General features: G+C 60.1%; 23 protein-coding genes and 1 pseudogene. 12 read left to right on the top strand and 12 right to left on the bottom strand.

The window, feature by feature from the left end; genetic code table 11:
• Positions 1-89, top strand: a pseudogene (locus tag FN828_RS03700) (IS5/IS1182 family transposase); the annotation flags it as partial.
• On the top strand, positions 86-487 hold the full coding sequence (locus FN828_RS03695; protein ID WP_142492037.1) for a hypothetical protein: 402 nt from the start codon (positions 86-88) through the stop codon (positions 485-487). The pseudogene FN828_RS03700 and the gene FN828_RS03695, both read left to right, overlap by 4 nt.
• Before the next feature lie 35 nt (positions 488-522).
• Here FN828_RS03695 and pgi read toward each other — a convergent pair whose 3' ends face one another.
• Genes pgi through zwf form a run of 3 tightly spaced genes read right to left on the bottom strand, consistent with a single transcriptional unit; the run spans position 523 to position 4261 of the window.
• A complete protein-coding gene (pgi, locus tag FN828_RS03690) occupies positions 523-2130 on the bottom strand; it encodes a glucose-6-phosphate isomerase (RefSeq protein ID WP_142492036.1) in 1608 nt (535 codons plus the stop codon).
• 5 nt (positions 2131-2135) lie between these two features.
• Positions 2136-2825 (bottom strand): 6-phosphogluconolactonase, encoded by a 690-nt coding sequence (pgl, locus tag FN828_RS03685; protein ID WP_142492035.1) that lies wholly within the window; start codon positions 2823-2825, stop codon positions 2136-2138.
• Positions 2804-4261 carry a glucose-6-phosphate dehydrogenase gene (gene zwf / locus FN828_RS03680; protein ID WP_142492034.1) on the bottom strand — a complete coding sequence of 486 codons (1458 nt, stop codon included), beginning with the start codon at positions 4259-4261 and terminating at the stop codon, positions 2804-2806. Before zwf ends, pgl begins: the two co-directional genes overlap by 22 nt.
• 217 nt (positions 4262-4478) lie before the next feature.
• On the opposite strand from zwf, the gene FN828_RS03675 reads away from it, so the two are divergent.
• Positions 4479-5432, top strand: coding sequence for a radical SAM protein (locus tag FN828_RS03675; protein ID WP_142492033.1), 954 nt, complete (start codon positions 4479-4481; stop codon positions 5430-5432).
• 146 nt (positions 5433-5578) lie between these two features.
• Here FN828_RS03675 and FN828_RS03670 read toward each other — a convergent pair whose 3' ends face one another.
• Complete coding sequence (locus FN828_RS03670) at positions 5579-6682, bottom strand: anhydro-N-acetylmuramic acid kinase (RefSeq protein WP_142492032.1); 1104 nt, start codon at positions 6680-6682, stop codon at positions 5579-5581.
• 83 nt (positions 6683-6765) lie between these two features.
• On the opposite strand from FN828_RS03670, the gene tyrS reads away from it, so the two are divergent.
• On the top strand, positions 6766-8019 hold the full coding sequence (gene tyrS, locus FN828_RS03665) for a tyrosine--tRNA ligase (RefSeq protein ID WP_142492031.1): 1254 nt from the start codon (positions 6766-6768) through the stop codon (positions 8017-8019).
• A gap of 88 nt (positions 8020-8107) precedes the next feature.
• On the opposite strand, the gene FN828_RS03660 is transcribed toward tyrS, so the two are convergent.
• Positions 8108-8569 (bottom strand): Lrp/AsnC family transcriptional regulator, encoded by a 462-nt coding sequence (locus FN828_RS03660; RefSeq protein ID WP_142492030.1) that lies wholly within the window; start codon positions 8567-8569, stop codon positions 8108-8110.
• Positions 8570-8726: 157 nt separating this feature from the next.
• Here FN828_RS03660 and FN828_RS03655 point away from each other — a divergent pair, with 157 nt between their 5' ends.
• The 5 genes from FN828_RS03655 (at position 8727) to FN828_RS03635 (ending at position 12765) form a co-directional block, all read left to right on the top strand.
• Positions 8727-9029 carry a DUF2849 domain-containing protein gene (locus FN828_RS03655; RefSeq protein ID WP_142492029.1) on the top strand — a complete coding sequence of 101 codons (303 nt, stop codon included), beginning with the start codon at positions 8727-8729 and terminating at the stop codon, positions 9027-9029.
• Positions 9029-10696, top strand: coding sequence for a nitrite/sulfite reductase (locus FN828_RS03650; RefSeq protein ID WP_142492028.1), 1668 nt, complete (start codon positions 9029-9031; stop codon positions 10694-10696). The genes FN828_RS03655 and FN828_RS03650 overlap by 1 nt, the downstream gene beginning before the upstream one ends.
• Positions 10686-11429 carry a phosphoadenylyl-sulfate reductase gene (locus FN828_RS03645; RefSeq protein WP_142492027.1) on the top strand — a complete coding sequence of 248 codons (744 nt, stop codon included), beginning with the start codon at positions 10686-10688 and terminating at the stop codon, positions 11427-11429. The genes FN828_RS03650 and FN828_RS03645 overlap by 11 nt, the downstream gene beginning before the upstream one ends.
• Entirely contained in the window at positions 11426-11836 is a 411-nt protein-coding gene (locus FN828_RS03640) for a DUF934 domain-containing protein (protein ID WP_142492026.1), read from the top strand. The genes FN828_RS03645 and FN828_RS03640 overlap by 4 nt, the downstream gene beginning before the upstream one ends.
• An 80-nt stretch (positions 11837-11916) precedes the next feature.
• On the top strand, positions 11917-12765 hold the full coding sequence (locus FN828_RS03635) for a ferredoxin--NADP reductase (protein WP_142492025.1): 849 nt from the start codon (positions 11917-11919) through the stop codon (positions 12763-12765).
• A 73-nt stretch (positions 12766-12838) separates the two neighbouring features.
• Here the strand turns inward: FN828_RS03635 and FN828_RS03630 are convergent, their stop codons facing one another.
• Positions 12839-13555 carry a hypothetical protein gene (locus FN828_RS03630; RefSeq protein WP_142492024.1) on the bottom strand — a complete coding sequence of 239 codons (717 nt, stop codon included), beginning with the start codon at positions 13553-13555 and terminating at the stop codon, positions 12839-12841.
• 127 nt (positions 13556-13682) lie between these two features.
• Here FN828_RS03630 and infC point away from each other — a divergent pair, with 127 nt between their 5' ends.
• Together infC and FN828_RS03620 are read left to right on the top strand one after the other, a co-directional pair.
• On the top strand, positions 13683-14297 hold the full coding sequence (gene infC / locus FN828_RS03625) for a translation initiation factor IF-3 (RefSeq protein ID WP_328592201.1): 615 nt from the start codon (positions 13683-13685) through the stop codon (positions 14295-14297).
• Between the two features lie 77 nt (positions 14298-14374).
• Entirely contained in the window at positions 14375-14968 is a 594-nt protein-coding gene (locus FN828_RS03620; protein ID WP_142492023.1) for an SAM-dependent methyltransferase, read from the top strand.
• A gap of 133 nt (positions 14969-15101) precedes the next feature.
• On the opposite strand, the gene FN828_RS03615 is transcribed toward FN828_RS03620, so the two are convergent.
• The 5 genes from FN828_RS03615 to FN828_RS03595 form a co-directional block, all read right to left on the bottom strand.
• Complete coding sequence (locus tag FN828_RS03615; protein ID WP_142492022.1) at positions 15102-15884, bottom strand: FAD binding domain-containing protein; 783 nt, start codon at positions 15882-15884, stop codon at positions 15102-15104.
• A 12-nt stretch (positions 15885-15896) separates the two neighbouring features.
• Positions 15897-18266: a xanthine dehydrogenase family protein molybdopterin-binding subunit gene (locus tag FN828_RS03610; protein ID WP_142492021.1), complete on the bottom strand. Its 2370-nt coding sequence runs from the start codon at positions 18264-18266 to the stop codon at positions 15897-15899.
• Between the two features lie 116 nt (positions 18267-18382).
• Complete coding sequence (locus FN828_RS03605; RefSeq protein ID WP_142492020.1) at positions 18383-18868, bottom strand: (2Fe-2S)-binding protein; 486 nt, start codon at positions 18866-18868, stop codon at positions 18383-18385.
• A 161-nt stretch (positions 18869-19029) separates the two neighbouring features.
• Entirely contained in the window at positions 19030-20019 is a 990-nt protein-coding gene (locus FN828_RS03600) for a molybdopterin-binding protein (protein ID WP_142492019.1), read from the bottom strand.
• Entirely contained in the window at positions 20016-20981 is a 966-nt protein-coding gene (locus tag FN828_RS03595) for an XdhC family protein (RefSeq protein ID WP_142492018.1), read from the bottom strand. Before FN828_RS03595 ends, FN828_RS03600 begins: the two co-directional genes overlap by 4 nt.
• A 189-nt stretch (positions 20982-21170) precedes the next feature.
• On the opposite strand from FN828_RS03595, the gene FN828_RS03590 reads away from it, so the two are divergent.
• The gene (locus FN828_RS03590) at positions 21171-21782 is read left to right on the top strand and encodes a class I SAM-dependent methyltransferase (protein WP_142492017.1); all 612 of its coding nucleotides are present in this window, start codon (positions 21171-21173) and stop codon (positions 21780-21782) included.
• Here the strand turns inward: FN828_RS03590 and FN828_RS03585 are convergent.
• Positions 21779-23038, bottom strand: coding sequence for a vWA domain-containing protein (locus tag FN828_RS03585; protein ID WP_142492016.1), 1260 nt, complete (start codon positions 23036-23038; stop codon positions 21779-21781). The genes FN828_RS03590 and FN828_RS03585 overlap by 4 nt on opposite strands.
• Positions 23039-23080 lie beyond the last annotated feature (42 nt).

Raw genomic sequence — 23080 nt, 5'->3', positions numbered from 1 at the left:
GGCGGCGGGTCGCCACCCGATATGACCGCTGCCCCGAAGTCTTCCTCTCGGCCATCGCTCTCGCCGCAACAGTCATGTTTTGGTTATGAGTCCTGAGCCTAATCAGCCCGTGTTTATTGTCAGGGATGATCGCGGCGGGCTGGTATCCGACCGTCAGGCGCAAATCCGCCGTCTGCAACAAAAGAACACCCGTATCGAAATTCGCGGAACGGTTTGCCTGTCCTCTTGCACGATGTATCTGGGTGCCGACAATGTCTGCGTCGTGCCGCGAACCCGCTTTGGGTTCCACGGTCCCAGCGATCACGGCAAACCGCTCTCGCATCCTCAGTTCGATTACTGGTCACAGGTGATTGCGGACCATTACCCGAAGCATCTGGCCCGCTGGTACATGCAAACCGCCCGACATCTGTCACAGGGCTATTACCATCTGACCGGCGCGCAATTGATTGAAATGGGCTTTCCCAATTGCGATGCCGATATTCACTAAATCGCGTCGTGATAGCTTTCAGTTCTGTGGGTTGATCACATCATATGCCGAAGATATTCCACCAACATCCGGGTTGAACCGTCTTTGGTGTCCCCCCCGTCTGCCCCCTCTAATAAGGGTTGCAGGGCTGTGGCCAGTTCCTTTCCCAGTTCAACGCCCCACTGATCAAAGGAATTGATCCCCAAGATCACCCCCTCTACAAAAACCCGGTGTTCATACAGCGCCACGATCTGCCCCAGCCGCCGTGGAGTCAGCAGGTCATACACCAAGGTCGTCGAAGGTCGATTGCCCGGAAAAGTCCGGTGCCGGGCCAGTTGCTCCGCCGCTTTGCCCGACAGCCCCTTGGCATGGGCTTCGGTCAATGCCACATCGAATGATCGGCCACACATCAACGCTTCGGACTGCGCCAGACAATTCGCCACCAGCAACCGATGCTGATGCGCCAAATCCGGTTCATGCCCCCGCGCGCCCACCATGAATTCACACGGCACAACGGCTGTCCCCTGATGGATCAGCTGATAAAATGCGTGCTGCCCGTTGGTGCCGGGTTCCCCCCAGACAACCGGGCCAGACACATACCCCAGCGGCGTACCGTCCATAGCCACGGATTTGCCGTTACTTTCCATCTCTAGCTGCTGAAGATAGGCAGGCAGTCGTGACAGACGTTGTTCATAGGGCAGAACCGCCCGCGTGGGATAGCCACAAATCTGATGATGCCAAATCCCAACCAGCGCCAACAGAACCGGCAGGTTATCCATCAACGGTGCAGCGCGGAAATGCGCATCCATCGACGCGCCCCCCTCCAGAAACGCCGCGAAATCATCCGCCCCAATGGCAATCATCAGCGACAGGCCAATCGGCCCCCACATGGAATATCGCCCGCCAACCCAATCCTCGAATCCGAACACCCGGTCAGGCGGGATGCCAAATTCTGCGGTTTTATCCTCGGCAGTCGACAGGGCCACAAATTGCGCTGCTGGCTCCGCTACCCCCGCCGCCAGCCAGCGCTTTGCCGTCTGGGCATTGGTCATGGTTTCAGTCGTGGTAAAGGTTTTCGAGGCCACGATCACCAGCGTGGTTTTCGGGTTCAGCGGGGCCAGCACATCATGGATTTGCGCCCCATCCACGTTGGACACGAAATGCACCCTTGGTCCGTCGCAATAGGGCGCCAGCGCCGCCACCCCCATGACTGGACCCAGATCAGACCCGCCAATGCCGATATTAACCACATCGGTGATCTGCCCGCCGGGTCCGGCAAATGCACCGCTGCGTACCGCCTCGGCGAATATTTCCATCCGCGCCCGCGTGGCCCGCACCTCGGGCATGACATCCTGCCCGTCCACCGCAATCACCGCATCCTTTCCGGCCCGCAACGCCGCGTGTAATACCGCGCGCCCTTCGGTCCGGTTGATCCGGTCGCCGCGAAACATCGCTGCCCGCCGCTCCGCCAATCCGGCCTGTTCGGCCAGTGCGATCAGTTCGGCACGAATCCCGGCGTCAATCGCCGTCTTGCTGTAATCGAAAAACAGGCCATCAAACCCGGCAGAAAACCCCTTGGCCCGATCTGGATCGGTATCAAACAAATCCGTAATCCGCCGTGTCCGGGTATCTTCCCGCAAGGCCAACAAGGTGTCAAAATTCATTCTTTCTAATCCACCCAATGTATCATGGCGTCATCCAACAGCGCCGCAATCGGCGCCTGTTCCGGTGGCAAGTCCTTTGCGCGGCCCAAAGCTGCCCGCTTCTCTGCTCCGGTAATCACAATATGTAACGATAATGCTTCGCGCAGAACCCGCGCAGTCAGACTAATGCGCGGTTCAGGTTGGCTGGGGCTGCGCATCGTCACCAGAAGCGGGGCATCCGGGGCCAATGCCGCCGTCAGGTTATCCCCATCCGGGAACAGTGATGCCGTGTGCATGTCGTCCCCCATCCCCAATAGCGCCACCGAAATCGGCAAATAAGGCCGGATCACCTGTTCCAGCTGCGCCAGCGCCAGTTCAGGCGTATCTGCTGACGCATAAAGCGGCAGCATCCGCGCCGCAGCGGCCCGCCCCACCAGCAACCGTTCCCGCACTAAACGGGTATTGGAGCGCGGATGATCCGCAGGCACCCAGCGTTCATCGCTCAGCAGCACATCCACGCGGTTCCAATCCAGATCAGCGGCACACAGCGCATCAAAGATCGGTCCCGGCGTAGTCCCGCCCGGCACCACCAACAGCGCCCTTTCCTCGTGCATCAAGGTGGCGGTCAATTCCCCAGCCAGCTTTTGGGCCAGATCAATCGCCATCATATCACGATCCGCATAGGTCAGCAGTTTCACGCGCGTATGTCCCTCCATTTACGCCCGTCCTTGTGCATCAGGGCCAGCGCCTCGTCCGGGCCGGACGATCCGGTTTCATAAGACAGCGGCTTATCCTCCCGCTCCTCCCACGCGGCCACGATCGGATCGGTCCAGGCCCAGGCGGCTTCGACCTCGTCACCGCGCATGAACAGGGTTTGGTTGCCACGCACCACATCCATGATCAACCGCTCATAAGCATCCGGCACATCCTCGGCATCCGGTCCCAGCGCCTCGGTAAAGGTCATGTCCAGCGGCACATCCACCAAACGCATCCCCCCCGGTCCCGGTTCCTTGATCGTCACGTCCAGATCAATGCCTTCGTTCGGTTGCAACCGGATCGTCAGGATATTCCGGTGCCGCCCGCTGTCCTGATCGAAAATGTTATGCGGGGCTTCTTTGAACACCACAGCGATTTCACTGGTCCGCGCCTTCAGCCGTTTCCCCGTGCGCACATAAAACGGCGTCCCGGCCCAACGCCAGTTGATCACATGCAGTTTCAGGGCAATGAAACTTTCAGTCAGGGATTTGGGGTTTTCCACATGTTCCAGATAGCCGGGCTTATCCTCGTCCTCCAGATATTGCCCGCGCACGATCTGCGCCGGGTCCACCTCGCCCAATGCGCGGATCACCTTTAGCTTTTCATCGCGCACGGCATCCGGGTCAAATTTGGCGGGGGGTTCCATCGCGATCAGACACAACAATTGCATCAGATGGTTTTGCACCATATCGCGCATGGCCCCGGCCCGATCATAATAATCGCCGCGCCCGCCCACACCCACGGTTTCCGCCACCGTGATCTGGATGTGATCCACGTAATGACTGTTCCAAAGGGGTTCAAACAACATGTTCCCAAAGCGCAACGCCATCAGGTTTTGCACGGTTTCCTTGCCCAGATAATGATCAATCCGGTAAATCTGGCTTTCGTCGAAATGATCCGCCAGTGCCTTGTTCAGCGCCCGCGCCGAGGCCAGATCCCGCCCGAACGGTTTTTCCACCACGATCCGCGTGTCATGATCGGCCATACCGTGCTGGTGCAACCGCAAGGCCAGATCGCCAAACAGGCTTGGGCCAACGGAAAAGTAAAACGCCCGCACCCGCCCCGGATGCATTTTGGCCGCCAGTTCCCCCCAACCTTTATCCCCGCGTGCATCCAACGTGACATAGGACAGGATTTGCTGAAACCGCGTGATCGTGCCCGGCTCGCACCCCGAATGATCCCCATTGAATTCAATCAGCGCCTCGGCGACGAAAGCCCGGTATTCGGCGTCGTCCATATCGGACCGCGCCGCGCCGATGATCCGCGTGCCTTCCTCCATCTGGCCAGCACAGAAACGCCGGAACAACGCCGGAAGAATTTTCCGCCGCGCCAGATCGCCCGTACCCCCAAAAACAACCAGATCGAAAGGGTCGACCGGAATGATCCGCGATGCCATTCTGTTCCCTCGCGCTTTATCCTGTGTGACCGGACACCCCCGGCGGTTTCGAGTGCTATGCCAGCGGTCACAACCGCCTTTGTCCTTTCTACCACCCCCAGCCTCTTTCACAATGGCGTCAGGCATCAAAGCGTTGCTTTTCTCTGGCGGCGTCAGACGTTAGCCTGCATAGCATACACACGCCGTCATGACATTTGCCTGATTTCAAGAGGTTTCGATGAAGGATTCCCACAGCCCGACCGCCAATCAGGGAAAATTCCGCGATCCGCAGCACACCGCAGATGGGCAAGATCGCGCCCGCGTGGCACTGACGCATCCCGAAACGCTGTGGTTCAATACCGGAACCCTGTGCAATATCACCTGCGCCAATTGCTATATTGAAAGCTCCCCCAGCAATGACGCGCTGGTTTATCTGACAGCGGATGACGTGGCCAATTATCTGGCGCAGGTCCGCACCCGCAACTGGCCGCTGCACGAAATCGGTTTCACCGGGGGCGAGCCGTTTATGAATCCTCAGATCATCGACATGGCCCGCCTGTCGCTGGAGGCCGGATTCGAGGTTTTGATCCTGACCAACGCCATGCTGCCCATGATGCGCCCCGCCATGCGCAACGGGATCAAGGCGCTGAACGCGGCCCACCCCGGCAAGCTGACCCTGCGGGTGTCACTGGATCATTGGGACGAACGCCGCCACGATGCCGAACGCGGCACGGGCAGCTTTGCCAAAACCCTGAAGGGCATGGATTTCCTGCGCGATGCAGGCATCCCCATGACAGTCGCGGGCCGCGCGCTGTGGCACGAAAGCGATACAACAGCCCGGCAGGGCTATGCCGATCTGTTCGCACGGCAGGGTTATGCGATTGACGCGTTCAACCCGGCTCGCTGTGTGCTGTTCCCCGAAATGGACCTGAGCGCCGAGGTGCCGGAAATCACCACCGCCTGCTGGGGCATTCTGAACAAATCCCCCGACGACGTGATGTGTGCCTCGTCCCGCATGGTGGTCAAACGCAAAGGCGCAGACCGCCCCGTGGTGCTGGCCTGCACCTTGCTGGCCTATGATCCCCAGTTTGAACTGGGGGAAACATTGGCCGAGGCAGAAAAAGACGTGGCCCTGAACCACCCCCACTGCGCCAAATTCTGCGTATTGGGCGGGGCAAGCTGTTCTGCCTGACACCCCTTTCAGGGCAACGCCTGCGGCGAGCGGAACAAGGGGGCTTTGCCCCCTCTGGCCTGCGGCCATCACCCCCAGAGTATTTGCGATCAGAAAGAAGCAGGTTGGTTTCTTTCTGATTTGAAATACTCAATGCACAGCAGAATTTACAGGATCGACGGCCAAGAGATTTCGCCCCCCCCCACCAGCGCCCGCACCCCGGTGGTGGTCGGGCAGGACGTGGGCAATCCGCGCTGCACCCGTGCCGCCAAAAAGGCAAAGGCCTGCGCTTCCAGCATGTCGCCGTCCAGTCCCACCTCCTCGACTGCGTGAACCGGGCAATCCAGACCGACGCGCAGCATTTCCATCAACACCGGATTATGCCGCCCGCCACCCGTGACCAGCATCTGATCGGGGGAGCTGGGACAATGTTCCATCGCCTGCATCACGGCAGCGGCGGCCATGCCCGTCATTGTCGCGGCGGCATCCGCGTCATCCAGTTCGCGCACCAGTTCCAGCATGTCGGCAAACGCATCCCGATCCAGCGACTTCGGCGGCATCCGGCGGAAATAGATGTCATCCAGAAAAAGCTCCAGCGCCCCGGCGACCACTTCGCCCTGCGCCGCCAGCGCCCCGCCCTGATCGAATGCTTCGCCCCGGCGTTCCATCATCAGATCGTTCAGCGGCGCATTGGCCGGGCCGGTATCGAATGCCAGCAAGGCGCCCGGTTCCTCGGGGGTGGCACGCGTGGGATCGACCCATGTCAGATTGCCCACGCCGCCCAGATTCAGGAAACACAGCGGCTTTTTCGCGCCGATCCACTGCGCACAGGCGAAATGATAGAAGGGGGCCAGCGGTGCGCCCTGCCCGCCCATCCGCACATCGGCACTGCGGAAATCCCAGACCACGGGGATTCGCAATTCTTCGGCCAGACGCGCCCCATCGCCCGCCTGATGGGTGCCGCGCCCATCGGGATCATGCGCCAGGGTCTGACCATGAAACCCCGCCAGCGCCGCGCCGCCGATACCACGCATCAGATCAATATGCGCCTCCTCGACCAGTTGCGCGGCGGCTGCCACGCCATCCTCGCCGGGCCATTTGCCCAATGCATTGCGCAGCACGGCCTGTTCCTGCGCAGAATAGGCCCGATAGCCGGTTTCGCCAAAATCCAGAATGCGCTGCCCGTCAGTCAGCACCATCGCCGCATCCACCCCATCCAAGGAAGTGCCGGACATCGTACCCAAGACCCATTGAGGTTCCGCTGTTTTCATACCCCAACCCTGCTGAAAACTGGTTTCGCTCTTGCCGATTGCACACTATACAGTGCCGCGCAACGCTCAATAGGAACAAAACGATGACTTACCATCCCAAATCGGACTTCATGAACGTCATGATGGAACGCGGTTATATCGCGGATTGCACCGATTATCAGGGCCTTGACGAGGCGCTGAGCAATGGGGTGGTCCCGGCCTATATCGGCTTTGACGCAACGGCGAAATCGCTACACGTCGGTTCGCTGATCCAGATCATGATGTTGCGCTGGCTGCAAAAGACCGGCCACCAGCCGATCACCCTGATGGGCGGCGGCACAACCAAGGTGGGCGATCCCAGCTTCCGCGCCGATGAACGCCCGCTGCTGACGGCCGGTCAGATCGACGACAATATCGCCGGGATCAAGAAGGTTTTCGCCAAGTACTTGGATTACGACCGGGCTGACACGCCTGCCCTGATGCTGAACAATGCCGAATGGCTGGACGGGCTGAACTACCTGGATTTCCTGCGCGACATCGGGCGACATTTCAGCGTCAACCGGATGCTGAGCTTTGAATCCGTGAAATCGCGGCTGGACCGGGAACAATCGCTGTCCTTCCTTGAATTCAACTACATGATCCTTCAGGCCTATGACTTTCTGGAACTGAACCGCCGGTATGGCTGTCTGTTGCAGATGGGCGGGTCGGACCAGTGGGGCAATATCGTCAACGGGATCGACCTGACCCGCCGCGTTCTGGATCATGAAATTTACGGCCTGACCAGCCCACTGCTGACCACCTCGGACGGGAAAAAGATGGGCAAAACCGCCGACGGGGCGGTCTGGCTGAATGCCGACATGCGTTCGCCCTATGAATTCTGGCAGTTCTGGCGCAACACCACCGATGCCGATGTGGGCCGTTTCCTGAAGCTGTACACCGAGCTGCCGGTCGAAGAATGCGAACGGCTGGGGGCTTTGCAAGGGTCAGACATCAACGCGGCCAAGATCATTCTGGCGAATGAGGTGACAACCCTGTGCCACGGGGCCGAAGCCGCCGCAGCCGCCGAAGCCACCGCCCGCGAGGTGTTCGAGAAAGGCGGCGTTGGCGATGATCTGCCCACCGTGGAACTGACCCGCGCGGAACTGAGCGACGGGCTGTCCATCGTGCAGGCGCTGGTGCGGTCTGGCCTGTCGAAATCGGGCAAGGACGCCAAACGCCTGATCGCCGAAGGCGGGGCAAAGATCGACGACCAACCACTGACCGACGCCGGGATGATGCTGGACGCGGGGGCGCTGTCTGCGCCAGTGAAACTGTCTGCGGGGAAAAAGCGCCACGCGCTGATCAAACTGGCGGACTAAGCCCCCTGCCCTGAAAATCTGCGCTTCCCCTGCCGAAACCACGGCGGGGGAAGCCATACACCACAGGGCACGGCCCGCCGCGGATATGCTACAGCGGCAGCGCCGTGGTGGATTTGATTTCCTCCATCGACAGCAGCGCCGTGACGTTGTGGACTTTCACCTCGGAAATCAGCGACTGATAGAATACATCATACGCCCGCGCGTTTTTCACCCGCACCTTTAGGATATAGTCGATATCCCCCGCCAGCCTGTGCGCCTCTTGCACCTCGGGGCGGTCTTGCAGGGCTTTCAGGAATTTGCGCTGCCAGTCCGCTTCGTGTTCAGACGTGCGGATCAACACGAAAAAACACGCATCAAACCCCAGCTTTTCCGCATCCAGAACCACAGTTTGCGGCCCCATAACGCCCGCTTCGCGCATTTTGCGGATGCGATTCCAAACCGGGGTCTTTGACGACCCCACCTTGCGGGCGATTTCATCCAAAGACTGCCCCGCGTCTTTCTGAAGCTCCACAAGGATTTTTCTGTCTGTGTCATCTAACCGAACCGACATTTCCTTCTCCTTACCTTCGGAAGAATATTTACCCATCCGTAGCACTCAAAAATGACATTGTCCTTATTTTTTCCTACATATGGCGCAAATAGGGGAATTTTTCCTATATTACCCCCAAGAAAAACCAACCGCACCACATGCAGCAAGGATAAGCCCGATGTCCCGCCCTTTTACCCCCAAGGTGATCACCGCCAACGCCCTTCTGGAAGGGGACGTGGTTTATTTCACCCCACAGGACAATTGGACCCGGCACATGTCCGAGGCCGAACTGATCGAGGACGAGGCCCACGCACAGGTGCGCCTGCTGGATGCTGAACGCCAGCAAAATCAGATTGTCGGCGCATATCTGGCCGATGTCGCCAAAGGGCCGAACGGTCCCGAACCCACCCACTTCCGCGAGGATTTCCGCCGTACTGGTCCCTCGAACTACTTCCACGGCAAACAGGCAGAGGTCGCATAATGTACAGCTATTCCGAATTCGATCACGCCTTTCTGGCGGCCCGCAATGCGCAGTTCCGCGCACAGGTTCAGCGCCGGATTGATGGGTCGCTGACCGAGGATGAATTCCGCCCCCTGCGTCTGATGAACGGGCTGTATCTGCAATTACACGCTTATATGCTGCGGGTGGCCATACCCTATGGCACATTGTCTGCCGCACAAATGCGCCAACTGGCCCTGATCGCGGATAAGTGGGACAAGGGCTATGGTCATTTTACCACCCGTCAGAACATCCAGTATAACTGGCCCAAACTGCCGGATGTGCCAGATATGCTGGACGCGCTGGCGCAGGTGAACCTGCACGCCATCCAGACCAGTGGCAACACCATCCGCAACGTGACCGCCGACCATTTCGCCGGGGCCGCAGCCGATGAAATCGCCGATCCCCGCCCCGTGGCTGAACTGCTGCGGCAATGGTCCACCGACCACCCGGAATTCCAATTCCTGCCGCGCAAATTCAAAATCGCTGTGACTGGCAGCGATCAGGACCGCGCCGTGATCCGCGCCCATGACATCGGCATTCAGATTGTCCGTCAGAATGGCGAAATCGGCTACAGGATCATCGTGGGCGGGGGCCTGGGCCGCACGCCCGTTATTGGCAAAGTCATCAATGACTTCCTGCCGCAAGCCGACCTGCTGCCCTATCTGGAGGCGGTCGTGACCACCTATAACCTGCTGGGGCGGCGCGATAACAAATACAAGGCGCGGATCAAGATCACCGTCAATGAAAACGGGCTGGATACGTTCCGCGAACTGACCGAGGCGCGGTTTGCCGAAATTCGCCCCCTGTTCAAAGGCATGGATCAGGACGCGCTGGCCGCAATCGCCGCACAGTTCGCCCCGCCTGCATTCCTGCACAAAGATACCGCCGCCTATGACACCACATATCAGGCAGACCCGGTTTTCCGGGCGTGGGCTGATACCAACCTGCACGCGCACCGCGCCGATGGGTATGCCATTGTTACCGTATCGCTAAAGGCACACGGCCAGACGCCCGGCGATGCCAGCAGCGACCAAATGCGCCTTCTGGCCGATCTGGCCGAAGCATACGGCCACAACGAATTGCGCATCAGCCACGAACAGAACGTGATCTTGCCGCATGTCCATAAATCGGACCTGCCCGCGCTTCATGCCGCGTTGAAAACCGATGGGCTGGCTACGGCCAATGTGGGGCTGATCAGCGATATTATCGCCTGCCCCGGCATGGATTATTGCGCCCTTGCAACCGCGCGGTCCATTCCCGTGGCGCAACAGATTGCCCAACGGTTCGACGAACTGAAGCTGGAACATGACATCGGCCCGCTGAAGATCAAAATCTCGGGCTGCATCAACGCCTGCGGGCATCACCATGTCGGTCATATCGGCATTCTGGGTCTGGATCGTGCCGGGGTGGAAAACTACCAGATCACCCTTGGCGGTGACGGCACACAGGACGCCGTGATCGGCGAACGCGCCGGGCCGGGCTTTGCCTATGATGAAATCGTCGACGCCATCGAACGGATCGTCCGCGCCTATCTGGACCTGCGCGAAACACCCGAGGAAACCTTTCTTCAGGCCTATCGTCGCCTTGGCGCCGCGCCGTTCAAGGACGCGCTATACCCGGAGGCATCGCGGAAAAATGCCGCTTGAGCAACCCCTTGGCCCTATTCAGGAACGGGTCGATCACCTGAACCGGCGCTATCAGCATCACGCCGCCAGCGCCGTTCTGAAACGCGCCATGTCGGACCCACAGGTGGGCCGTATCGCGATGGTGTCCTCTTTCGGGGCGGAAAGCGTGGTGCTGCTGCATATGGTGGCAATGGTGGATCGCACAACGCCGGTGCTGTTCATCGACACCCAGATGCTATTCCCCGAAACGCTGGATTATCAGCAAGAGGTGGCGCAAAAGCTGGGCCTGACGGATGTGCGCGTGATCCACGCCAACCCGCAAGAGCTGGATGCCGAAGACCCCTATGGCGCGTTGCATCTGCGCGATACCGATGCCTGCTGTGATCTGCGCAAAACCCGCCCGCTGGAACAGGCGCTTAGCGGGTTTGACGCTTGGATCACCGGGCGCAAACGGTTTCAGGGTGCCAGCCGCGCCGCGCTGGACTTCTTTGAAAGCGAAGAAGATCGGCGGATCAAGGTGAACCCGCTGGCCCATTGGGACAAGGGCGATGTGCAGGATTATATGATCAACAACCGCCTGCCACGGCATCCGCTGGTGGCGCGGGGCTATCCGTCAATCGGGTGCCGCCCCTGCACATCCCCCGTCAAACCCGGCGAGGACGAACGCGCGGGCCGCTGGCGTGGCAGCGAAAAAATTGAATGCGGCATCCATCTGGTAGATGGCAAAATGGTAAGAACGGGAACTGCCCAATGACTGTAATCGTAACCGACACGGGCTTTGCCCCTGATGACTGGACCGATGGGTTCACCGCGCTGACCGATGCCGCGAATGATGTGGTGGCGGTTGATCTGCCCTCGGACGCAGACCCCGACGCGCTGGCGGGGCATTTGACCGCCCTGCGCATGATCCGCGTGGATTTTCCCAGCTTTGCGGACGGTCGCGGGTTTACGCTAGCCAAACGCCTGCGCCTGATGGGCTATACCGGGCGGCTGCGGGCCAAGGGGCATGTGATTGCGGATCAATACGCTATGGCCCGCCGCTCTGGCTTTGACGAGGTGGAAATCAGCAACGACCTGGCTGCCCGCCAACCCGAAGATCAGTGGGTTTTCCGGGCCGATTGGCGCGCCAACGACTATCAGTCGCGGCTGCGGGCGGGATAATTCCCGTCTTCGCCTTTCATCTGACATGGATCAAAGATAACTGGGGAATGCCGGTTTACTGACCGGCACGAAAGAGACACATGACCGAGATTAGACCAGTGACCGAAGCGAAAGCCGTAAAAGTCCCCCACCTGCCCGACGCCCAGACCGTGACCGAGGTCAAACACTGGACCGACCGGCTGTTTTCTTTCCGGTGTACCCGCCCCGCATCTTTGCGGTTCCGGTCTGGTGAATTCGTGATGATTGGCCTGATGGGCGATCCCGATCCCAATACCGGCAAGCAAAAACCGCTGTTGCGCGCCTATTCCATTGCCTCGCCGTCCTGGGACGAGGAACTGGAATTTTATTCGATCAAGGTTCAGGATGGCCCACTGACCAGCCGCCTGCAACATATTCAGGTGGGCGATGAAATCATCCTGCGCCCCAAACCCGTTGGGACGCTGGTGCATGACGCCCTGCTGCCCGGCAAACGGATTTGGTTCTTTGCCACCGGCACCGGATTTGCACCTTTTGCGTCGCTCCTGCGTGATCCGCAGACCTATGCAGATTATGACGAGGTGATCATCACCCACACCTGCCGCGAAGTGGGCGAACTGACCTATGGCAAGGAACTGATCGATTCGATCCGGCAGGATGAATTGCTGGCCGAACTGATCGGCGAAGGGTTCCACGAAAAGCTGCGCTACTATCCCACCACCACCCGCGAACAAAGCCCGAAAATGGGCCGGATCACCGATCTGATGCGCGATGGGACAGCGTTCCGGGATCTGGGCGTTGAACCGATCCACCGCGAAACCGACCGCGCGATGGTTTGCGGCAATCTGGCCTTCAATCTGGAAATCAAGCAAATGCTGGAAGATTACGGCCTGCGCGAAGGGGCCAATTCCCAGCCCGCCGAATATGTGGTGGAAAAGGCGTTTCTGGACTGATCCCGCCCCATCCCCAAAACAAAACGCCGCGCCCTATTGGGACGCGGCGTTTTCTATTTTTCGGTAGCCAGAATTACAGGCCCAAACGGTTGCGCACCTGCGCCAGCACCTCCTTCAGCAGATCGGGATTATCCTTGGCCTGTTTCAGGGCGGCTTTGGTGGTCAGCTTCACGCTGGCATTCATATCCGAGCCATCAATCGCTTCGATTGCCTTGTCATAATCAAAGCCGTCGACAGTGAACAAATCCGACAACGCGGCCTTGTCAGAGGTTTCTTCCTGCGTCACCGCATTCGCCGTATCAGTTGCGGTTTCAGCGACGGCTTCCGCAGCACCGGCAGCCTTTTCCTCGACAGCTTCAGCAACATTTGCGCCGGTGTCCTTGGCTGCCTCTACCGCTGCCCCAGCTTTGTCCATCGCCGTATCTGCGGCATCCTTGGCGGCTTCGACTGCATCGCCAGCCGCATCCTTGGCCGCTTCCACGGCGTCACCGGCAGCCTCTTTTGCGGCCTCAGCCGCCTCGGCCGCTTTTTCCTTGGCTGCTGCCGCGGCAGCTTCGGCTGCTTCACGGGCCTCTTGCGCAGCCTTTTCGGCGGCCAAACGCGCTTCTTCTGCGGCGGCTTTTGCCTGATCGGTCAGGGTGTCATCCTGTACGGGCTGGGTTTGCACCGGCTTGGGGTCAGAAACCGTTGCAGTTTCCGCCGGGGTTTGCGGTTCATCTTTCGGGCCGAAAACAACATATCCGACCACAGCCAGCGCCACGACCACCACAATCCCGATAATGTTTTTCATAATCCAATCCTTCATCTGTGGGAAAGGCCACCATGCCCAACCCTGTCCCGTCACGACATGAGGTCACCCGCCTGCAACAACAAGGGGGAAAAGCGCCCGTTTTCCGTCATCGGCACAGAATTGCCGCTTGAAGAAAGCAACCACGACGTCTACTTTACGTCCTCGAAATTTCGTCAATTATCGAAGGAAGAAAACCATAGCTCGCAGACCTCACAACGCGCCGCCCACCCGCGATACCGGCCCCCGGATCAATGATCGCATCCGCGCACCTGAAATCCGCCTGATTGGCGCAGATGGTGAAAACGTCGGTGTGGTGACGCCGCAACATGCCCTTTCCCTTGCCGAAGAGGCAGGTCTGGACCTCGTCGAAATTTCGCCGAATGCCACGCCGCCGGTGTGCAAGATCATGGACTTCGGCAAGTTCAAGTATGAACAGCAAAAACGCGAATCCGAAGCGCGTAAAAAGCAGAAGATCATCGAAGTCAAAGAGGTCAAGTTCCGCCCCAACACTGACACCCATGATTATGAGGTGAAGATGCGGAACGTGGTGAAATTCCTGGAAAACGGCGACAAGGTGAAAGTCACCCTGCGCTTCCGGGGCCGCGAAATGGCCCACCAGAATCTGGGCCGCGAACTGCTGGAACGCGTGTCCGAAGATGTCAAAGAAATCGGCAAGGTCGAAAACATGCCGAAAATGGAAGGCCGCCAGATGATCATGATGATCGGACCGCTCAGCAAGTGATCCTGACAGCCATGTGATTTGCATCGCCCCTGCGTTTATCCGAAACGTGGGGGCGATTTCTTTTGTACGAGGGGCCTATGTGGGAACAACGTTTCGCAACCGACGATTATATATCCGGCAAGGCCCCTGCCCGGTTCCTGACAGACCATGACCCCCACCTGACGCCCGGAGCAACCGCGCTGTCCGTTGCCGATGGCGAAGGCCGCAATTCCGTCTATATGGCTGAACGCGGACTACAGGTGACGGCGCTGGAATTTGCCCCGTCAGCCCTGCGCAAGGCGACGGCACTGGCAGCAGAACACGGCGTTCACGTGGATTTTCAACAGGTCGATGTGCTGGGATACGACTGGCCCAACCAATACGATCTGGTTGCCGGGATATTCATCCAATTCACCGGCCCGGATGGTCGCCATACCCTGTTCGAGGGCATGAAATCCGCCGTTAAACCCGGCGGGCTGGTCCTGTTACACGGCTACACGCCAGACCAATTGCAACACGGCACCGGCGGCCCGCCCTTTGCCGAAAACATGTATACCCCGGAACTTTTGCGCACGGCCTTTGCTGGTTGGGATATTCTGGAATGCCGCGCCTATGAGCGCGAGGTTCAGGAAGGTCGCGGCCATTCCGGCCAATCCGCCCTGATCGACTTTGTCGCCCGCAAGCCGCTTTGACGCCAGCGACCTGCCCCCGGCACAGGTTCCGCAGATGAGTATTTGGGGCAAGATGAAAAGCAAGGCGTTGCCCTGCCCCAGCAAAAAGACGCCCCCGTTTCCAAGGGCGTCTTTCTTAATTGGTTAGAACATATCAGGCCGCCGCAACGGCCCGTTTGGTCATCACACCCACCAGATGCGCCCGATAAGCCCCGGTGCCATGCAGGTCCGAAATCATGCCATCCGCCGGGACGGTCAGCCCGTCTAATGCGGCGGGGCTGAAATCGGCGCTCAGCGCGGCTTCGGCCTCGGCCCAGCGGAAAACACCATCTTCCGACGCGCCGGTTACGGCCACGCGGACGCCATCGGCGAATTTCGCCACGAACACCCCCACCAAGGCAAAGCGCGAGGCGGGTTGTTCAAACTTCTGGTAATTGGCCTTTTCCGGGATCGGAAAGCGCACTTCGGTAATGATCTCGCCTTCGTTCAGGGCGGTGGTGAACATGCCCTCAAAATAATCATCCGCCGCGATTTCACGGGTATTGGTGACAATGGTTGCCCCCGACCCCAGCGCCGCCGCCGGATAGCAGGCAGACGGGTCGTTATTGGCCAGACTGCCGCCCGCAGTACCGCGATTGCGCACCGCCGGATCACCAATGCCGCCCGCCAAGGCCGCCAGCGCCGGATACCCCCCGGCATTCGCCGCCACGACCGCATGGGGGGTGGCCCCGCCCACGCAGATTGCGCCGTCTTTCTGACTGACGCCTTGCATATCGGCGATGCCTGTCAGGCTGACCAGCGTCGCGGGTGATGCCAGCCGTTGTTTCATTGTGGGCAGCAGCGTTTGCCCCCCACCCAACGCCTGCGCCTCCTCGCCCGACAGGGCTTCGACCGCTTCGGCCACAGTCGCAGGTTTCACAAAGTCGAAATTATACATGCTTACCTCTCCTTAACCGTTCATCGCGGCCCAGACACGGGCGGGCGACAGCGGCATGTCGATATGGGTGACGGGCTTTCCGGCCCGTTGCAACGCGTCTACCACGGCATTAACCACCGCAGGCGGCGATCCAATGGCCCCGGCTTCGCCACAGCCTTTGACGCCCAGCGGGTTGTGGGTACAGGGCGTTTGACACGAATGATCCACGCTGTAGAACGGCACATCGCTGGCGCGGGGCATTGCATAGTCCATGTAAGATCCGGTCAGAAGCTGCCCGTTTTCATCATAAACTGCCCCTTCCAGAAGCGCCTGTCCAATACCTTGGGCCAAACCGCCATGAACCTGACCTTCGACGATCATCGGATTGACCACATTGCCGAAATCATCAGCAGCGGCAAACCGTTCGATCGTCACCTTGCCGGTATCCGGGTCCACCTCAATCTCGCAGGCATAGGCCCCGGCGGGATAGGTGAAGTTGGACGGATCGTAGAATGCCGTTTCCTCCAGCCCCGGTTCCAGATTTTCCAGCGGGTAATTGTGCGGCACATAGGCGGCCAGGGTCACATCACCCCATGCCACCGATTTATCGGTGCCTGCCACGCTGAATTGGCCGTCTTTCAGTTCAATGTCGGCCTCGGATGCCTCTAGCAAATGCGCCGCGATCTTCTTGGCCTTGTTGATCACCTTTTCAGCGGCCCGCACCATGGCCGAGCCACCAACAGCCAGCGACCGTGACCCATAGGTGCCCATGCCCATCGGTGTGTTTGACGTATCGCCATGCACGATTTCCACCATGCTTTCGTCAATCCCGATCATTTCAGCAATCACCTGCGGAAAGGTGGTTTCGTGCCCCTGCCCGTGGCTGTGCGATCCGGTCATCACAACGATACCGCCGGTGGCATTCACCCGCACGGTGGCGGATTCATACAGCCCCGCCCGTGCGCCCAATTGGCCAACCAGATTGGACGGTGCGATGCCACATGCCTCGATATAGCAGTTCACCCCCAAACCGCGCAGCTTGCCACGGGCTTTGGACTCGGCCAGACGTTTGTCGAACCCTGAAAAATCAGCGATTTCAATCAGCTTATCCATCGTGGCGTCATAATCGCCGGTGTCATATTCCACCGCCACAGGGGTGGCATAGGGGAACTGATCGGGCTGGATGAAATTCTGACGGCGCAGCGCCACCGGATCAACGCCCAATTCCCGCGCGGCCTTGTCGATCACGCGTTCCAACTGATAGGTCGCTTCCGGGCGGCCAGCGCCGCGATAGGCATCCACAGGCACGGTATTGGTAAACACCGCCTTCACGTTCACATAGATCAGCGGCGTGCGGTAATTCCCCGCCATCAGCGTACCATGCAGCCATGTTGGAACCGATGGCGCAAAGGTGGACAGATACGCCCCCATATTGGCATAGGTTTCAGTCCGCAGCGCGGTAAAGTTATTGTCTGCATCCAACGCCAGTTCGATCTTGCTGACATGATCCCGGCCATGTGCATCGGACATGAACGCCTCGGACCGGCTGGCGGTCCATTTCACGGCCCGGTTCAGCGCCTTGGCGGCAAAGGTACAGAATGCTTCCTCGGCATAGTGGAAAATCTTGGTGCCAAAGCCCCCGCCCACATCCGGGGCAATCACCCGCAGCTTGTGTTCGGGAATGCCCAGCACAAAGGCGCCCATCAGCAGCCGGATCACATGCGGGTTCTGGCTGGTGGTGTACAGCGTCGATTCCCCGGTGGCCCGGCTGAAATCCCCCACCGCCACACGCGGTTCCATCGGGTTGGCGATCAGGCGGTTGTTCACCAGTTCCAGCGTGGTCACATGCGCTGCCTTGGCAAAGGCATCTTCGACCGCGCCCTTGTTTTCTTCGACAAAGCCCCAGTCGTAGCACAGGTTATTGGCCAGATCGTCATGCACCTTGGGCGCACCATCGGCCAGCGCGGCCTTCATGTTCACCACGGCGGGCAATTCTTCGATGTCCAGAACAATCGCTTCGGCCGCATCGCGTGCCTGCGCCAGACTGTCAGCCACCACGGCGGCGATGGGATCGCCCACATGGCGTACTTTGCCCTGCGCCAGCACCGGATGCCCCGGTTCCTGCATCGGCTGGCCGTGTTTATCCGTCACCAGCCAGCCACAAGGCAAACCGCCGACACCCTCGAAATCCTTGCCGGTGAAAATCCGCACCACGCCGGGCATGGCTTCGGCGTCGCTGGTATCCACCTTGTTGATCCGCCCATGCGCCACGTCCGAGCGCAGGAAATACACATAGGCCTGACCATTCACATTAATGTCGTCGGTATAGTTGCCGGTTCCGGTCAGGAACCGCACATCCTCGCGCCGCTTATTGCTGGCGCCGATGCCGTGATCTTTCGGCATGGTTCATCCTCCCTTGCGGCGAACTGCGGCCTCCTCCTGACGCGCACCCCGCCTTTCATCTTGCCAAAAATACTCAAACCCCCCCGGCAACCCAAAGCGCCGGAGCCGGATATTGGTCACTCGGCGGCAACAGCCCCGACATCCTGCCCGGATGCAGCCATGATCGCCTTGACGATGTTATGATAGCCGGTGCAGCGGCAAATATTGCCTTCCAGATAATGACGGATTTCCGCTTCGGTCGGTTTGGGGTTGTCTTTCAGCAATGCCGCCGCAGACATCACCATGCCCGGCGTACAGAACCCACATTGCAACCCGTGATGATCCTGAAACGCCTGTTGAATGACGTTCAGCGTGCCGTCCGGCGCGGCCTGTCCTTCGATGGTGGACACATCTGCCCCGTCAGCTTCCAGCGCCAGCATGGTGCAGGATTTCACAGCCACACCGTTCACATGCACCACACAGGCCCCGCATTGGCTGGTGTCACAGCCCACATGGGTGCCAGTCAGCCCCAGCCCGTCGCGCAGAAACTGAACCAGCAGCGTCCGGCCCTCTACGTCCCCGGAAACGGATTTTCCGTTTACCGTCATTTCCACTTTTGTCATGTAACTCCTCCCTGGCGCAATTTCTGCTTGGTATGGTGGAGTTAATCACGCGCCTTTCCAGTTGAGAAGGCGATTTTTCCGAAACAGGACAGTTTCCACCGCCTGACGCAAAAATTGTTCTGACAAAAGCAGCCTCCCGAAAAACGAGAGCGCGGGCAAGCTCAGCCCTTGCCCCGGCGCGGCATCGGGCGGGTGGGGATTTCCTTTAGCAAGCCGCCCACGCCCATGCGGGCAATATCGCGCCCCGTCACGGGAATGCCGCAGGCCACCCGCGACAGCACCCAATCCGCCCCGTTCAGGGCCGGGGACCGCGCGCAGCCCGGCAGGCCGATCACCGGGCGTTGGTTCAATTCCCCCAAAAACAGCAGGTTTCCGGGGTCCACCGGCATCCCGAACCGTTCCACCCGACCGCCCGCCAGACGCACCGCCTGCGGGGCGACATCCATCGGGTCCGATGTGGCCGACCCCGTCAAAATCAGCGCCAGATCGCTGTTTACCGCCGACAGCGCATCACGCAGCGGGATTTCCTGATGGGGAACCGTCACGACCGTGTCCAATGACATCCCCAAGGCGGTCAGCCGTCCTTCGATCGCGGCCACGCCTTTTTCGCCCGCGCCGCCGGGGATTTCCGTGACGATCAGCGTGGCATTCCGCAGCACCACCGGGGCAAAGCGGATCGCGCCCGCCGCCAGATCACAGGCCCGCGCCACATCCGCCGCTGCCACGCCATAGGAAATGATCTTGACCGTTGCCACCATTCCGCGCGCACCCATCTGTTGCCACGGCGGAACTGTCGCCACGGTAATCATCGGATGCACCTCGTTGGCGGCGATCAGCTTTTCCTCGTCCAGCACCACCACACCCGGCCCATCGGCCAGTATATTGACCCGCCCGGTAAAGGCATTGGACAACCGCAGCCCAGTCAGATCGGGGGCAATCGCCGCTGCCAATTGCTGTGCGGCGTCATCTTCGTGCAGATCATCCGCGCCCAGTTGCGCAACGATCACCTGCGTGATCCCGGCGGCCTGCATCGCGCTGATATGCACGGGGTCCAGCACCAGACCCTTCCGCAATTTCTGCCCCTGCAAATCCAGCGAATGCGCCAGAATGGCCCCTTCGGCCTGTGCCGGATCAACCGGACCGAATTTCATCCCTGCCTCAACACTTGGGTGCATTCCGCCAGAATGGACACCGCGATTTCCGCCGGGCTGGCCGCGCCAATATCCAGCCCCACTGGGCCGTGAATCCGGGCGATTTGTTCCGCTGTGAAGCCCCGCTGGCTTAGCCGTTCCACCCGTTTGGCATGGGTGCGCTTCGATCCCAGCGCCCCGATGTAAAACACTTCCGCGGCCAAGGCCTGTTCCAGCGCGGGATCGTCCAGTTTTGGGTCATGGGTCAGCAACACCAGTGCCGTGCGGGTATCCAGCCCCAGCGATTTCACCGCATCGTCAGGCCAGTCATGCAGGATCGTTTCCCCCGGAAACCGCGCCTGCGATCCGAAACTGTCGCGCGGGTCGATCAGCGTGGGATCATACCCCGCCAGCCGCGCCATCGGCACCAAGGCCTGTGCGATATGTACCGCGCCCACCACGATCATCCGTAGCGGCGGGTTGTGGATCGACACGAAAAAGCGCCCGTCTTCCTCGAACCCCGACCGATCCATGCGGAACCGTTCGTCATGCCCGTGATGGGTCAGCCAGCGGTCGCCATCCACCAGATCGGCCACCACAGCCACCCGCTGCCGCGCCGCGCGGGCGGCAACCAACCCCTCCAGCAGGTCCAGCGGCAAGGCATCGCCAATGGGTTCGACCAGCACCCGGATCGTGCCGCCACAGGCCAGCCCCACGGCAAAGGCATCACCATCGCTGACGCCATATTCCAGCATCCGGGCCTTGCCATCCTCCAGCGCCTCCAGCGCCTCGACCACCACAGCGCCTTCGACGCAGCCGCCCGAAACCGAGCCTTCGATGTCCCCCGCGCCGGAAATCGCCAACTGGCTGCCCACACGCCGGGGCGCACTGCCCCATGTTTCCACCACGGTCGCCAGCGCCGCGCCCTTGCCCGTCTTATGCCAGGCCAGTGCAATTTCCGGGATATTGTCGAAACGGTCCATGATCTTTCCCCCTCACACGGGGCAATCTAGCACAGGATCGGGCGCTGTCTGCCCCCCAGATGCTACGACAAAGGTCCAACCGTCCCGCAATCATATATTTTCAGGAATGTATTTTCATATTTTAAATTGTGAATATTATATATCCAAAACCAAAGCATCCCCGGATGCAACACAGGGAAGGAAAACCACATGTCACACCGCGCCGATTGGGACCGCGCCTATCGGGAAAAAGATCACAGTGATCTTTCATGGCACGAACCCGTCCCGGAACTGTCCTTATCCTTGGTCCGGCAAGCAGGTATTGGCCCACACGATGCCGTTGTTGATATCGGTGCCGGAAGCTCCCCCTTGCTGCGGGCATTGGCAGCGGCGGGGTTTGACGATCTGACCGCGCTGGACCTATCCGAAGCGGCATTGGCAGGGCTGCGAAACGATTTACCCAATGGGGCGTTGGCCGAAACGCTGATTGCGGATGTGTGCCACTGGCAACCGCAGCGCCGCTATGCGCTGTGCCATGACCGTGCGGCGCTGCATTTCCTGACCACGCCACAGGATCAGGCCGATTACGCCACCACGCTGACCCGCGCGCTGGCCCCCAATGGCCATGCCATCATCGCCACATTCGCGCCGGATGGGCCGGAAAAATGCTTTGGCCAGCCGGTTCAGCGCCATGATGGGACCAGCCTGCACCGCCTGTTGGGACCAGCGTTCCGCCTGATCAGCGAACAGCGCCACATTCACACCACGCCATCAGGCGTTGAACAACGCTATTGCTACACCCTGTTTCAGCGGGTTGATTAACCCGCTCGCAGCAATGCCATCAGCCGGTCCTTCTCGCCTCCGTCATCGGGGCGGGAAATCGCGGCGGCCAGCTCTTCCAGCGTGGCGATGGAATGCCCCGCGCGAAAGGCATCCACATGGGGCAGCATGGCCTTGATCCCCGTGGCCTTGGGCGCGAACCCATCCCAGCGCAGCAGCGGGTTCAACCAGATCAGACGGCGGGCGGACAGGTGCAGGCGTTCCACCTCTTTTTCCAAGGCCCGCGCATCGCCCCGGTCCAGACCGTCGGTGATTAGCAGCACCACCGCCCCCTGCCCCATAACCCGGCGCGACCAGTCGCGGTTAAACGCATGAAGGCAATCGCCGATCCTTGTGCCGCCTTCCCAATCCTGCGCCTCGGCCCCTGCTGCATGTAACGCCTGATCCACGTCACGGGTTGCCAGATGGCGGGTGATATTGGTCAGCCGCGTGCCAAAGGTGAAGGCATGAACCTTGGCCCAGCCTGCCCCCTTTTCGTTGGCAACCGCATGAAGGAAATGCAGCACCATCCGACTATATTGGCTCATCGACCCGGAAATATCGCACAGCACCACCAGATTGGGCCAACGGGGTTTGGGCGCTTTCAGGGCGATGTCGTGCAGTTCACCGCCCCGTCGCATGGCCCCGCGCATCGTGCGCCGCCAGTCGATCCGCCGCCCCTGCAAGCTGGTCTGCGCCCGGCGTGACGGGATCGGTTTCACCGGCAGGCTCAGCCGCGCCAGCATCCGCTTGGCCTGCGCCATTTCCTCGGCGCTCATCTGTTCAAAATCCAGCGTTTTCAGCCGTTCCTCGGATGACATGGTCATCGAGGCATCGACTTCGATCTTGGTTTCTTCCTCGGCCTCTTCGGGTTGGGGGACATCCGGCAATTGTCCATCCAGCAACGCCTGTGCCGCGCGTTTTTCAGCGGCTTGCGCGGGGCGGTCCTCTTGCACGCCCCGAATGGCGGGCAGCATCATCGCCATCATATGTTCCATGTAGCGCGGATCACGCCAATACAGCCGGAAGATTTGCGAAAACACCGCCCGATGTTCAGGCCGGTTCACGAAACAGGCGTGCAGCGTCCAATAAAAATCCCGCTTATCTGTAAATCCCGCCGCTTCGACTGCACGGATGGCATCAATCACCCGACCCGGCCCGATAGGCAGCCCCGCCTTGCGCAGGGCACGGGCGAAATAGGTGATATTATGCGTCAGCTTTGGGTTATCCGGCAGGTCCAGATCGGGATATTCAACCATTCACAAGCCCCCACAAGCACCCCCGGCCACCAGCCCCGTCGC

Source organism: Thalassovita litoralis (genome assembly GCF_900182725.1).
In the GTDB taxonomy this organism is placed as follows: Bacteria; Pseudomonadota; Alphaproteobacteria; order Rhodobacterales; family Rhodobacteraceae; genus Thalassobius; species Thalassobius litoralis.
Note: the sequence above shows the minus strand (reverse complement) of the source record. Positions and strands in the feature narration are given on the sequence as shown.

Coding starts and splice junctions, on each gene's coding strand:
- FN828_RS03695 (WP_142492037.1), top strand. CDS start 86: ATGAGTCCTGAGCCTAATCAGCCCGTGTTTATTGTCAGGGATGATCGC.
- pgi (WP_142492036.1), bottom strand. CDS start 2,130: ATGAATTTTGACACCTTGTTGGCCTTGCGGGAAGATACCCGGACACGG.
- pgl (WP_142492035.1), bottom strand. CDS start 2,825: ATGGAGGGACATACGCGCGTGAAACTGCTGACCTATGCGGATCGTGAT.
- zwf (WP_142492034.1), bottom strand. CDS start 4,261: ATGGCATCGCGGATCATTCCGGTCGACCCTTTCGATCTGGTTGTTTTT.
- FN828_RS03675 (WP_142492033.1), top strand. CDS start 4,479: ATGAAGGATTCCCACAGCCCGACCGCCAATCAGGGAAAATTCCGCGAT.
- FN828_RS03670 (WP_142492032.1), bottom strand. CDS start 6,682: ATGAAAACAGCGGAACCTCAATGGGTCTTGGGTACGATGTCCGGCACT.
- tyrS (WP_142492031.1), top strand. CDS start 6,766: ATGACTTACCATCCCAAATCGGACTTCATGAACGTCATGATGGAACGC.
- FN828_RS03660 (WP_142492030.1), bottom strand. CDS start 8,569: ATGTCGGTTCGGTTAGATGACACAGACAGAAAAATCCTTGTGGAGCTT.
- FN828_RS03655 (WP_142492029.1), top strand. CDS start 8,727: ATGTCCCGCCCTTTTACCCCCAAGGTGATCACCGCCAACGCCCTTCTG.
- FN828_RS03650 (WP_142492028.1), top strand. CDS start 9,029: ATGTACAGCTATTCCGAATTCGATCACGCCTTTCTGGCGGCCCGCAAT.
- FN828_RS03645 (WP_142492027.1), top strand. CDS start 10,686: ATGCCGCTTGAGCAACCCCTTGGCCCTATTCAGGAACGGGTCGATCAC.
- FN828_RS03640 (WP_142492026.1), top strand. CDS start 11,426: ATGACTGTAATCGTAACCGACACGGGCTTTGCCCCTGATGACTGGACC.
- FN828_RS03635 (WP_142492025.1), top strand. CDS start 11,917: ATGACCGAGATTAGACCAGTGACCGAAGCGAAAGCCGTAAAAGTCCCC.
- FN828_RS03630 (WP_142492024.1), bottom strand. CDS start 13,555: ATGAAAAACATTATCGGGATTGTGGTGGTCGTGGCGCTGGCTGTGGTC.
- FN828_RS03620 (WP_142492023.1), top strand. CDS start 14,375: ATGTGGGAACAACGTTTCGCAACCGACGATTATATATCCGGCAAGGCC.
- FN828_RS03615 (WP_142492022.1), bottom strand. CDS start 15,884: ATGTATAATTTCGACTTTGTGAAACCTGCGACTGTGGCCGAAGCGGTC.
- FN828_RS03610 (WP_142492021.1), bottom strand. CDS start 18,266: ATGCCGAAAGATCACGGCATCGGCGCCAGCAATAAGCGGCGCGAGGAT.
- FN828_RS03605 (WP_142492020.1), bottom strand. CDS start 18,868: ATGACAAAAGTGGAAATGACGGTAAACGGAAAATCCGTTTCCGGGGAC.
- FN828_RS03600 (WP_142492019.1), bottom strand. CDS start 20,019: ATGAAATTCGGTCCGGTTGATCCGGCACAGGCCGAAGGGGCCATTCTG.
- FN828_RS03595 (WP_142492018.1), bottom strand. CDS start 20,981: ATGGACCGTTTCGACAATATCCCGGAAATTGCACTGGCCTGGCATAAG.
- FN828_RS03590 (WP_142492017.1), top strand. CDS start 21,171: ATGTCACACCGCGCCGATTGGGACCGCGCCTATCGGGAAAAAGATCAC.
- FN828_RS03585 (WP_142492016.1), bottom strand. CDS start 23,038: ATGGTTGAATATCCCGATCTGGACCTGCCGGATAACCCAAAGCTGACG.